This is a genomic window from Candidatus Enterococcus huntleyi (genome assembly GCF_009933175.1).
GTDB lineage: Bacteria > Bacillota > Bacilli > Lactobacillales > Enterococcaceae > Enterococcus_K > Enterococcus_K huntleyi.
Genome location: NZ_MAEJ01000022.1, coordinates 1 through 12,247, shown reverse-complemented (window position 1 = coordinate 12,247; position 12,247 = coordinate 1). Strand labels below are relative to the sequence as shown.

General features: G+C 41.1%; 7 protein-coding genes. 2 read left to right on the top strand and 5 right to left on the bottom strand.

Annotation, left to right across the window (positions count from 1 at the left end; genetic code table 11):
• Window positions 1–61: 61 nt before the first annotated feature.
• The 4 genes from BAU15_RS10770 to BAU15_RS10755 all read right to left on the bottom strand — a co-directional run bounded on the left by BAU15_RS10770 (window position 62) and on the right by BAU15_RS10755 (window position 8,539).
• Complete coding sequence (locus tag BAU15_RS10770; RefSeq protein ID WP_161842750.1) at window positions 62–3,247, bottom strand: DEAD/DEAH box helicase; 3,186 nt, start codon at window positions 3,245–3,247, stop codon at window positions 62–64.
• Window positions 3,248–3,263: 16 nt separating this feature from the next.
• The gene (locus tag BAU15_RS10765) at window positions 3,264–6,416 is read right to left on the bottom strand and encodes an AAA family ATPase (protein ID WP_161842749.1); all 3,153 of its coding nucleotides are present in this window, start codon (window positions 6,414–6,416) and stop codon (window positions 3,264–3,266) included.
• Entirely contained in the window at window positions 6,417–7,550 is a 1,134-nt protein-coding gene (locus BAU15_RS10760; RefSeq protein WP_161842748.1) for an exonuclease SbcCD subunit D, read from the bottom strand.
• Window positions 7,551–7,918: 368 nt separating this feature from the next.
• Window positions 7,919–8,539 (bottom strand): lysophospholipid acyltransferase family protein, encoded by a 621-nt coding sequence (locus BAU15_RS10755; protein ID WP_161842747.1) that lies wholly within the window; start codon window positions 8,537–8,539, stop codon window positions 7,919–7,921.
• A gap of 174 nt (window positions 8,540–8,713) precedes the next feature.
• Here BAU15_RS10755 and BAU15_RS10750 point away from each other — a divergent pair, with 174 nt between their 5' ends.
• Both BAU15_RS10750 and BAU15_RS10745 read left to right on the top strand, forming a co-directional pair.
• A complete protein-coding gene (locus BAU15_RS10750) occupies window positions 8,714–9,448 on the top strand; it encodes a tRNA1(Val) (adenine(37)-N6)-methyltransferase (RefSeq protein ID WP_161842746.1) in 735 nt (244 codons plus the stop codon).
• The gene (locus BAU15_RS10745) at window positions 9,438–9,725 is read left to right on the top strand and encodes a GIY-YIG nuclease family protein (RefSeq protein WP_161842745.1); all 288 of its coding nucleotides are present in this window, start codon (window positions 9,438–9,440) and stop codon (window positions 9,723–9,725) included. The genes BAU15_RS10750 and BAU15_RS10745 overlap by 11 nt, the downstream gene beginning before the upstream one ends.
• A 138-nt stretch (window positions 9,726–9,863) precedes the next feature.
• Here the strand turns inward: BAU15_RS10745 and BAU15_RS10740 are convergent, their stop codons facing one another.
• Window positions 9,864–11,717 (bottom strand): acyltransferase family protein, encoded by a 1,854-nt coding sequence (locus tag BAU15_RS10740; RefSeq protein ID WP_161842744.1) that lies wholly within the window; start codon window positions 11,715–11,717, stop codon window positions 9,864–9,866.
• Window positions 11,718–12,247 lie beyond the last annotated feature (530 nt).

The window sequence follows — 12,247 nt, the reverse complement described above, 5'->3', positions numbered from 1 at the left end:
TAGTTAGTCAACAATAGAAAGAAACGACGACTTTTTACTTCAAGTCGTCGTTTCTTTTCTATTAACTATCGCCAATACTCAAAATCAAGCGAATATCTTCTTCTGTTAATTTACTTAATTGTTCATCATTTCCTTGAATAACTTTTTGGAAAAGTTCGCGTTTTTCTTGTTGTAGAGAATCCATTCGTTCTTCAATGGTCCCTTCAGCAATCATTCGCCAAACCTCCACGACATTTTTCTGACCAATCCGGTGAGCCCGCCCAGCGGCTTGTTGTTCCACGGCTGGATTCCACCACAAGTCATAGAGAATGACGGTATCTGCACCTGTTAAGTTCAGTCCAGTACCACCAGCTTTTAGGGAGATTAAAAAGATATCTTTTTCCCCTTCGTTAAACGCATCAACCATGGTAATTCGATCCTGAGGTTTAGTGCTCCCTCTTAAATAGAACGAAGTGATGCCTAACTCAGCTAATTCCTCTTCAATAATCGAGAGCATGCTAGTAAATTGTGAAAAGAGTAAGACCCGGCGATTATTTTCTTTCGCCGCAATCACCATCTCTTTAACCTGTGCCAATTTACCAGAGCCGCCCACATAATCATCGATAAATAGACGTGGATCGCAACAAATTTGACGCAAACGAGTCAGCCCCGCTAAAATACTGATACGGTTCTTCTTGAATGTAGCAGCATCCATCGAATTAACCTGCTCTCTCATTTGACGCAAGTAAGCTAGATAAACCTTCTTCTGCTCCTCAGTCAAAACACTATACAGATTAGATTCAATCTTCTCAGGCAAGTCTTTCAAGACCGTTGTTTTATCCCGTCGCAGGATAAATGGTTTAATCATCTGCGAAATATCAGCTACTGTCAGCTCGCGGAATTTACTTTTCCCTGGGAAGAATCCTGGCATAATCGTTTGAAATAATGACCACAATTCTTCTAAATTATTCTCAATCGGTGTCCCACTCAGAGCAAAACGTTGCGGTGCCTGTAATTTTCTTAACGCTTGCGCTGTCTTCGTTGCACTATTTTTAACCATTTGAGCTTCATCCAACACAAGATAGCCAACTTGCTCTTTTTGATACAAGTCCTCGTCTTGACGCAAACTCGCATAAGACGTGATGCGGATATCCACGGGTGTCTGCAATAACGCTTCGCGCTCATTGCGATTGCCACCTACTACAACTGAGGTCAAACTTGGCGCAAACTTTTTGATTTCAGCCTGCCAATTATAAATTAAACTAGCCGGCGCAACGATTAGAGCCGAGATAGCCCCATTTTCCTCTTTTTCAGAGAGTAAATAGGTAATCATTTGGATTGTTTTACCCAACCCCATCTCATCAGCTAAAATGCCGCCAAATTGATAATGACTCAGCATCTTCAACCATTTAAAGCCGGTCACTTGGTACTCTCGAAGGGTTGCATTGAGGCCCTTAGGCAACGTCGCAGAAAATTCCTCCGGATGAATTAAATCCGTCACCATCTTATCAAATGAGGCACTAAAATGTGTCCGAGATCCCTTCAATTTATCTTGGATAACTAATCCTTGATTTCGAGGAACCTGGATGCGCCCATTATCAGAATAGATTTTCTCTCTCAATTGTGAGAGCATAGAACTCGTTTGTTGAAATTCCTCAGAATCAAACGACAGCACTTGCCCATTCTCTAAGGTGTAAAAACGATCATTATTCAGCAAGCTCTGTAAGACCGCATCAATCTCCTGCTCTTCAATCCCCGTCACATCAAAGCGAACATCTAGCCACGAACCATCATCCTTGACTTCAATTTGCGGTTGATAATGTTGCGCATCAAGATATAATTCGCGTAATTTTTTACCGACTTTCACTTCTGCATGTCTTCGATAAACCATTAATTCTGTCGTGAAGAAAGCATATAAGCGTTCACCAGCTGGCAGATTTTTTTCAAAACCAGTCGCATTCTTTTTATAGCTATATAAAGGAAGCAAGGAAAGAATTTGCTCTTCTCGAACGGTCTCCCGCAAGACCTCTTTACGTCCCTCAGGTAGTACCTGATGCTTTTTATCGGTGGAATACACTACATCGCCATAGATGAAATCAACGCGTACCTGAATCATGCCCTTCACTTTTCGGAAGTACATTACCGCTTGCACCGGTGTATCGCTGACCTCAGCTGTCACCGATTCTTGGACTTCGATACGTCCTATTTTTTTCAAGACAGGTAAAACTTCTCTAAATAATTGAGATAGCTCGTGGCGTTGATACGCGACAGCTGGTTCTTTCAGTCGTTTTAATAATTGCTCTAACGTGGTATAAATTGCTTGTTGTTCAGATGTTAAAACGTAGAATTTACCAGCAATCATGCCCCAATGATAATAACTGAAAAAGTGCTCAAAAGTCTGTGTCACCTGTAACTCAAACGCATCTTCTGTTTTCTCAACTACCAATTCTAAAGGTAAATCATCTGTCGTAAATTGGATTTGTTTATACGTATCGTCGCCAATTACTAACTTCAACTCATTCACTTCTGCCATCCGCTCAAGCAATTCTTTGCCACGTTGGACAGGTAAAAGTAAATAGCGCTTATCTAATTTCCCTTTAACTGAAAGCCCCGTCGTGCCCAATAATTGTTGCGTTTGAGCCATCGCTGAAAGTTCCTTCAACAAGAGCCATTGCTCTAAGTCAAACGCTCGTTTCACCAACGAAAAAGCATACTGCTTATTGACGGTATACTCGCCCTCTTCTTCCACCGCCTGTAGAAATTCATAAATATTTTTCACGACATAACTACGTTTCTTGCCTGTCGCATAACCAATTCTCACGGCAATTCCCAATACAGAGAATTCAGGATGATATTGATTAGTCTCAATCGACTCAACCGTGAACTCGGCAAATAACGGGGTCATATCCGTTCTTTTTTTCGGCTCCTGTAAGCGAGCAAAACCCTTGGTGAACATCGAAGAAGTTGAGACACGATTGGTTTCAGGCATCACTTGGCGATCCTTCATCACACGTGAAATTGTTTGTTTTCTTAGATAAAGTTCCACCGCAATCGTATGTTTACAATATTGATGGTCTTGCCAATAAGGACATTGACACAAATCATTTTCTTTAGAGGTGCCATCCAAATCAACCAAATATAATTCGGTACCTAAAACCTCCGCATGCCATACCTTCTGATCGAAATCAGGGGTCACTGATAAAACACGCCCCTCATTTAAATAAGTTCGACCTCGCTCAATTACTTTTTCCGGTATACTCCATTTCATCTGAATCCCTCCCTTCTCACTCAGCTAGTTGATAATCAATTGTACTTTGGCCAGTACCCGTACTTTTTACCAATACTTGTTGCAAAATGCGTTCCTTAAGTTCCCGCACATGACTAATAATCCCAATCATTCTTCCTTCATTTTCAATCGTTTCTAACGCCTCCATAGCCATCTCTAATGACTCTTCATCTAACGAGCCAAATCCTTCATCAATAAATAATGCTTCTATTGTAATGCCGCCTGCTTGACTTTGAATAACCTCTGCTAAAGAGAGGGCCAGAGCCAGAGCTGCAATAAAACTCTCACCACCAGATAACGTATGCGCACTCCGCGTTGTCCCAGCATTATCATCGTAAACATTAATTTCTAAACCGGTCTTACTACGGTAACTACCTACCCCATCGGAAAGTTCAAACTGGTAACGATTTTTGGTCAATCGACCTAAACGCTGATTCGCGACTACTAAAACTTCTTCCAAATAGGCCTGTAATACATAACGTTCCAAACTAATCTTGAAGGTATTTTCGCCATTAAGTGTTTGTGATAACTGTTGGAATGAGCTAATCTCATCCAGCTGCGCTTGACTCTTCTGATACAGATCAGTCAACTGTTTGAGATAGCTTTGATTTCTCTGCACCTGCTCTGATTTCTGCACCACTTCTTCTTTGCAGGCAAGCATTTGCTGCTTCTTCTCTTCCCAAATCAGTTGAATAGCGGTTAAATCTGGTCGTTCCTGCTCACCAATTTTGTCTTTCAACGTTTGGCAGCGACTCTTCAAGACTACGACCTCTTGCTCATACTCCTGAATCATTTGTTGCATGCTCTCTAGCTGCCCAACCTCTGCTAATAAGCCATTTACGTCTTCCAGTGTTTCAACAAAAGAAGTATCAGCAATCACTTCTTCCAACACCTGTTGATTTGTCGCTACCGCTTTTTTCTGTTCAGCTTGTTGTTCTTCAAGGCTATGAACCTGTTCCTTAATTCTCAACAAATCCTCGCGCAACTGTATGCCTTCCTTGTCATGAGTAGCTATTTGTGCCGCTAATTGCTCCATCTCTGCTGTTAAACGGGCCTGTTCTTCTTCTAGTTGTGGCAATGATTCTTGGCCCATTTGCTTAGCAATCGACTGCATCTGTCCGGAGAGCTCACCCAATTTATTTTTCTTCTCCGCTAGACTCTGTTCCACCACAATCTGCTCTGACTTCACACGTTCCAAGGTCTCATCAATTTCTAGCATCTGTTGCTCTGCCTGATGAATTTTCAGCCCTTGCTCCTGATGCATCGTCGTCAATTGAGTCAAAATATCAGCATATGACTGATCCGCAAAAGCTGTCAATAATTCAGGTGTTAAAGCATAGCTCGCTTGAATCTGTTCGCAAAGCTTCTGTTCACATGCCTCTACCTGTTTCAATAATTGCTCTTGTTGCGCTTGACTAGCCTGAATTAATAATGAATTCTGCTGCTGTTGCGCTTCTTGTTGTTGCACTCTCTGCTGTGCTTGCAACAAATTCTCTTCGGCCAAAGCAAGCTCTTCTTCATTCTCATTAATCATTTCAGCCGAATACGTCTGATGTTCAGCTGTGCCAGTTGGGTGCTCTGTTGCCCCGCATACTGGACAAGGCTCGCCAGGAACTAACAATAAACTCAAACGCGCAATCTGCATCTTTGCCCACTGACTTTTAACGGTCGCTAACTCCTGTGTTTTTTCCTGTACCTGCGCAGTAAATAGTTCTAGCTGTTGGGCTCCTTGCGCGTTCTTTTCAACTAAGACGTCGTATTTAGCGCGTTCCTCTTTGTGTGAATCCTCAGCTTGTTGAAAAGTTGTAAATAACTGATCCGTTTCATATAATGACAGCTTCTCTTCCTGCCACGATTCACGTTCTTTACTAATGAGTGCTAACTGATCTCGCTCTTTTTCGTTCGTCTGTTTGGCCTCTTCCAGTTGCTGACTCTGTGTCGTCAACTCTTCTAGCGCCTTTTCCTGTTCCTTTTGACTGGTAAGTAACGCTTCGTATTCTTTAGCAATCGGCAATAAAAATTGGACCTTCTGCACGCGTTCTTGCGCGTTCTTCAATCGCTCAGCCCACGCAACAGCCGCTTCCTTTTGCTCTTCCCAAATCGAGAAAGCCTGCACACATTCACTCTGTGTTTTCAATACTTGCTCTTTTTGACTCGTGATTTTTACCAGCTGTTTACGAGCTGTTTCTTGTTTTTCCACAAGCCCCTGTTGTTTCTCTGCCCAGCGTAACGCCTGCTCGCGCTGTTTCAGTTCAGCTACCTCTGGTTGCTTCGCTTGATTTTTCAGTTGCTGCTCTTGCACCACTGCCAACTGTTCAAACGCATCCATCAATTCCTTCGATTGATAATACGTTCTTTCCGCCGACTCCTGCTGTTTCTGCAACGCCTCAAACTGTGTATTAACCAGCTTCACTTCATCCTCTTGAAGCGCTAAATCTGTTGCCCAATTAGTCATCAATTCCTGTGTAGAAACTGCTTCAACCGGCTCACCCTGCCAAATAAACTGTTGCCGTAAATGATCCGTCTCGATAAACAAATGATCCAACTGCTCTTGCTGCTTTTTCAAGCGACTCTTCAACCATTCATTAATCGTCTGGTACAGCTGTGTGCCAAATAAATTCCTTAATACCGCTTCTTTTTCATTACTGTTAGCTACTAAGAAATTGCGAAACTCGCCTTGTGGTAAAAGTACGATTTGGGAAAACTGTTTCGCATCTAAATGCAGCAGTTCTTTAATTGTTTGATCGACTTCAGTTCTCTTTGTGTATTGGCGTAGCTCCTTTCCAGAAGCCTCCATAATCGTCAGAGAAACTTTCGCCGTTTGGGTACGGACGCCCTCGCCCTTTTTTTTCGTCAAAATCTGCTCCGGTCTTCTTTCCACCAAATACAATAAATCCTGATGCTCGAATAAAAAGGAAACCGCCGTTTCTTCAGACGGTGGCGCAAAAGAAGAACGCATCTCTTTTCCTAAACGTAAGCGTCCAGAAGTTTCACCAAACAAAGCATACGTCATGCCATCAAATAAAGTCGTTTTACCTGAACCGGTCTTCCCACTAATCAAAAAGAGAGAAGAATCTGAAAGCTTCGAGAAATCTAAGCTTTCATCGATAAACGGTCCGAAATTTTTTAATGTCAATTTTCTCGGTTGCATTTATTTTCTTCTCTCCAATTCATTTAAGTTTTGTAACGCTTCAGCCACCCAAACCTGTTGCTGATCAGTCAACTGTTCCTCAGTCATTTCCTCAAAAAAGGTCGCAATCAATTCACTAGGGTTTAACTTTTTCTGTTGCAAATTTGTTTGGCGTTTCGAACCCTCTTCACGACCATTTACCCGCTCAACACTTAGAATATGCGGATAAATTTGCCGTAATTGATTCATCATATTCGGAATAATTGCACGATCTAATAAACGAATCTGCAAATAATCTTCTCTCTCTATGTTCTGATAAAAGTCAGGTGAAATCAACTCATTGAACTCCGCTGTCACCGCCACCATCTCATGTAAAGGCGTCAATGGAACAAAGCGGTACGAGACGGTCGGCTCTGTCTCGATAAGCCAAACGCCTTTTTCTTGGTTCAGCTCCGATAGTGAAAATTTCAACGGCGAGCCACTATAACGGGCATTCTCTTGATGCAAGGCATCTTTGCCATGCAAATGTCCTAGCGCTACGTAATCAAAATCTGTCAGCAAACTCCCAGGCACACCATCTAACCCGCCGACCTCTATTTTCGTCTCTGAATCGCTCTTCTCACTGCCTGCAACAAAGAAATGACTCACTAAAACCTGTTTTTTATCCGGGGAAAATAATTCTTTCATCGCTGCAATCACACGTTCCATCGCTTGCTGCAAGGTTCGAATCGATTCATCCTCAAAATATAAACGAGCCGCAATCGGTTCAAAATAAGGCAATAAGAAAAACTGCGTATCTTCCCACTCAATCGGTGTAAAAGCTTGTTCTAATCGTGTATACAAATGGAAATTAGTTTGAGAAAACCACGGCGCTCCTGCCTCTAATCGCGTACTGCTATCATGATTTCCTGAGATCGCCAAAATTGGAAACTTCGCCTCCAAATTCATCTCAATAATCTGCTGATTAAAGACCTCCACCGCTTCTACAGAAGGTACTGAGCGATCATACAAATCCCCCGCAATGACAATCGCATCAACTTTTTCATCTTGTGCAATCGCCAAAATATCCTTCATACTTTTCTTTTGGTCCTCTAACAAATCATAGCCATGAAGCTTTTTCCCAATGTGCCAGTCCGCTGTATGCAAAAATCGCATGCTCTTCACCTCAACCTATTTACCAGTTTAGTTGTATTTTTCTTCTCTCGTCTCCCTATAAAAAAGGGCTTCTTACCATTATAACAAATTTCGCGATATTCGTGACATATTTTCGTTCAAACACGACGAAAAGCTCAAATTGAAAAACAAATCCCAAAGTTTTATGATTCTATTATTCCAAAATTGTTATTTAAATATGAGATAAAAGGAAACTGGAACCATTCATATCCAATAAATAGTACTTAGTGGGACGGTAAGCATAGAGCAATCTTTGGAAAAGAGTCCATTTTTTTCAGCCCACATCAAAAAAAGACCAGGAACTGCTTGCTCCTAGCCTTCTCTTATTCAACTCATTATTTCCTACTCGATTATTTTTTTACTTCGTAGGTAAAATTCGGATCAATTTCTTTATCTAGTCGATTAAACGCTTCTTGCGTACGGCGTTCAACTTCAGCTAAGCCTTCTTTATCCATCTTTTTGATGTCGCTAATATCGATTGGTTCACCAAATCGGACAATTACGCGTTTCCGCTTTAATAAATCGCCAAAAGTTAGCGGTCCTTGATAGACACTAGGAACAATCTTCGTTTTCGACATTTTAGCGATTAGCGCCATACCACCTTTTAATTCTGATGAATGTCTCGTCCCACTTGGAAACATAATTAAGCTTAAATCCGTTGATTTCAACCGCTTAACAGGAGTCTTAATCGCACTAGGTCCCGGTTTGTCTCGATTTACAGGGAACGCATTAGCATGTCTCAAAATAAATGAGAGAATCGGATTTTTAAATAATTCTTCCTTAGCCATAAAGCTAAATTGTTTTGGCGCGGCTGCAACTGCAAGATACAAAGGCTCCCACCAAGTTCTATGAGGGGCCACCAAAATGTAATTTTCATCTGTTGGTAGCTTTTCCTTATTTTGATAACGAGCATTTCCATTCAACACAAACAATACAAAACGGACAATGCCGCGCATAAATCTATAAAACATAGTCTCTTCCTCTCCTGGCCATTGGTCACATCAATAAGGATTCTTAAACAAAGAACACACTCACTTTTTAGCAAGCTTGATTCCCTATTTCTTCTCCCCACTTAACGTAGTATAATACATAAGTATGATTTTTTTAAGTAATTCTTATCAATTTTCAAGGAGGAATTGTTTCGTATGCTAAAAGAAGGCGAAAGAATCGATCAGCTTTACGCTGAAGATATCCAAATTATCCAAAGCAAAGAGGTTTTTTCTTTCTCAATCGATGCGGTCCTTCTTGCTAACTTTCCTACGCCACCAAAAAGAGGCCGGATTGTTGATCTCTGTGCAGGAAACGGTGCAGTTGGCTTATTTATGAGCCGAAAAACCAAGACAGAAATTATCCAAGTCGAATTACAACCTCGACTCGCTGATATGGCGCAGCGCAGTATTCGCCTTAACCAACTAGAAGAACAAATCAAATTATATGAAATGGATTTGAAAGATACCTGCCAAAAAGTGGCCCCTGATTCTGTTGACTTGGTCGTTTGTAATCCACCCTATTTCAAGGAATTACCCACCAGTCGAAAGAATCCAAATCCCTATTTAGCGATTGCTCGTCATGAAATCCAGACGACTCTACACGAAGTGATTGCGACTTCATCTAAATTATTAAAAACAAACGGTCATCTAGCTATGGTCCATCGACCGGATCGTTTCCTAGAAATTATCGATGAGATGAAGCAACAGCGGATTGCTCCTAAAAAAGTTCAGTTCGTCTATCCAAAAGCTGGCAAAGAAGCTAATGCGCTACTCATCGAAGGCATCAAAGACGGAAGAATGAACGGCTTCCGAGTGCTTCCTCCACTCTTTACCTATAGTCAAGAAAATGAGTATACCCCAGAGTTAAAGGAGATGCTCTATGGCCGCTGATGCACATTACTTCTATGTCTTACACTGCAAAGACAACACGTTTTATGGCGGCTACACCACCGATTTAGCTCGTCGACTCACCGAACATAACAAAGGAATCGGTGCCAAGTACACGCATCCAGAAAGTCGCCGCCCGCTGGAAATGATCCACGCGGAAAGCTTTGCCACCCGAAGCGAAGCCACAAAAGCCGAAGCCGCCTTCAAACGCCTAAGCAGAAAACAAAAAGAAGCCTACCTCAAAAATCCAGCCGCAAGTTATCCAGTACCGAAAGGCTGAATTCAATAATCAGGATGAATTTCATTGCAATGTGTGCTCCATCTCAAAAGAGATTTCCGAAGATAAATATAAAGTGAAAACTAACCCAATATTCCAAAAAAAGCTGAGCCCATCACTGTGGCTCAGCTTTTCTGTACACTATTTAGTTTTTTCTACCTCTTCCAACAACTTCGCAGAAATAAATGATACATAGCGTTCCATTCCATCTTCGTTAGGATGGACACGATCATCGTAGAACCATTCGTCATTTCCTTCGCTATAGTCATACCAGTCAATTACAAACAAATTATCATATTTTTCAGCTGCTCTATCTAGCATCGCGTTGACTTCATTTTGCCAGCGCTTGGTCGGGATGTGGGTATTGACCCAGTAGACATTCCGTTGCCCAATCGTTTTCATAACATCATCCATCTGCGCTTCTGTAAATGAGCCATTTGTTCCTAAAATGATTAAGACATTCTCAGCCAGTAGATTTTGATCTATCAAAGACTGAATAATTGGTGGGCTGTCGTACAACTGACGTCCCACTTCACCTTCCACTACGATATTTGGAAAGACATCTTGTAAGTCAGTTGTCGCACCTAAAGCCAGTGAATCACCGAATAAAGTCAGTGGCAAGTCTTTGGCCTGTTCTGCCTGAGCAGTGGTTAATTCGTATTTTTTAGTAAGTTTTTCAGGTGCAACGGCTTCCTGATTGGTTGTTTTACTTTTCTCTGCGACTTTTTTATTATCAGAAATTTGCTGCTGCAGTTTCGTTTGATCAGCAGTCAATGTATTATTTGGAGCAATAATCCACCCCACTAAGGCAGTCAATAAGACCAATCCAGAAACTGTTAATAGTGCTATCTCTTTGGGCAAAAGTGGTGTCCGTATACGCTGTTTGAATTTGGTAATCAGATGACCATAATCAAAGCGTCCAAGAGGCCGTTCGATGAAACGATACGACAACTCGCTGATGACTAATATCAAAACCAATTCAATCAACGTGTGCAAGCCGACTTGATCCCCTAGATTAGAAATTTTTGACTCATAGAATATCATTACCGGAAACTGATACAGATAAATCCCATAGCTCCGTTTCCCAATCCAAGTAAAGACCGGATTAGTCAGCCAGCGATTAATACTCGCACCTGGGTGAGCCGTCACAGCCACCAAAATGACGCAGAGCAAGCTCACAAGGAACATGCCTCCATAATAAATAAAATTATAATGAGCATCTAGAAATAAAAACGCCAAAACAAGAATTAGAAACGAACCAATTCCTGCATAGTTCATCAATCGTTTAGCCTGTTGCGGCACTTCCTTTTTCAAGCGAGTACTTGGCCAGACAAAAGCTAGCGCACTCCCCAAGCCAATCGAAAAGAACCGAGTATCTGTTCCATAATAGACCCTTGTCGGATCGACATTCGGTGTATAAAGCACGGCCATGCTAATAGCAGATAGCACCGAAAGCGCCATAATAAAATAAAATATCCGATCACGCCTTTTAACAAACTTCATTAAAAAATAAAAGAGCACCGGCCAAATCAGATAATTCTGTCCCTCAACAGCTAATGACCAAATATGCGTAAATGGCGACTCATTTGCAAATCGATCAAAATAGGATAGCCCATTATTAATTTGCCACCAGTTATTTAGATAGACTAATGAACTAAAAACCGTTTCACGCAAATTCGCCAGTAAATTCCGTTGAAATAGTGTAATATAAGCCGAGGCAGTGACTAATAGAAACACTAAACTCGGGTACAATCGTTTCATCCGCCTAACATAAAATTGGCCGATGCTGATTCGCTTATCTTGCTCCCATTCTTGGCAGAGTAAGTCAGTAATTAAATAACCTGAGACCGTAAAAAACACGGGAACCCCTAGGTATCCACCCTTCATAGTTGAAGGCAGTAAATGATATAAGATAACGCCAATCACAGCCAATGAGCGAAGCCCATCAATCCCTGTAATGTAGCGACTAGTTTTTAATCGTTTTTGTTTTTCCATTGATTATTTCCAACTTTTCAATTTATTTCATAGCTATATTATACAACAGTTATTGTGTAATAGCTGAGCGCAACTAGTGATAATTTTTTGTATACTCTATCTTCCCACAAAATCAGCTAAAAAAGGAGTCATTTTTCAAATTTTTGTGAGACCTTCAAGATAATTTAACATTTCGTAACAATTGGAAATCTAGTATTCTGTTTGTAATAAGAGATATAGATTGACTCACAAATTTCTTGTCTAAGAAATCACGGATACCTTTTTGATTTTCTAGTAAAGCAATCTCTTCGCCAGAAGCTTCCTTCGATAAATTTACAATTAATTCCCTGATTGGCGTTCCCCTGAACTATTCCGGTAAATCAAGCCGTAGTTATCCCCTCTTTTCGCGGTGAATGAAACATTAGTTAACGGTAGAATATTTCCAATCCCTGTTATTTCTCTTTCGATAATCTTACTTTGCCAAGCATTTCTTAACTCAGGGTATCAACTAATTATTAAATCGAGAAAAAGGAAAAACATTAAGTATACTT

Bases quoted from the DNA above. Each gene is read 5' to 3' on its own strand.
- BAU15_RS10740 (WP_161842744.1), bottom strand. From the start codon at position 11,717: ATGGAAAAACAAAAACGATTAAAAACTAGTCGCTACATTACAGGGATT.
- BAU15_RS10750 (WP_161842746.1), top strand. From the start codon at position 8,714: ATGCTAAAAGAAGGCGAAAGAATCGATCAGCTTTACGCTGAAGATATC.
- BAU15_RS10745 (WP_161842745.1), top strand. From the start codon at position 9,438: ATGGCCGCTGATGCACATTACTTCTATGTCTTACACTGCAAAGACAAC.
- BAU15_RS10765 (WP_161842749.1), bottom strand. From the start codon at position 6,416: ATGCAACCGAGAAAATTGACATTAAAAAATTTCGGACCGTTTATCGAT.
- BAU15_RS10760 (WP_161842748.1), bottom strand. From the start codon at position 7,550: ATGCGATTTTTGCATACAGCGGACTGGCACATTGGGAAAAAGCTTCAT.
- BAU15_RS10755 (WP_161842747.1), bottom strand. From the start codon at position 8,539: ATGTTTTATAGATTTATGCGCGGCATTGTCCGTTTTGTATTGTTTGTG.
- BAU15_RS10770 (WP_161842750.1), bottom strand. From the start codon at position 3,247: ATGAAATGGAGTATACCGGAAAAAGTAATTGAGCGAGGTCGAACTTAT.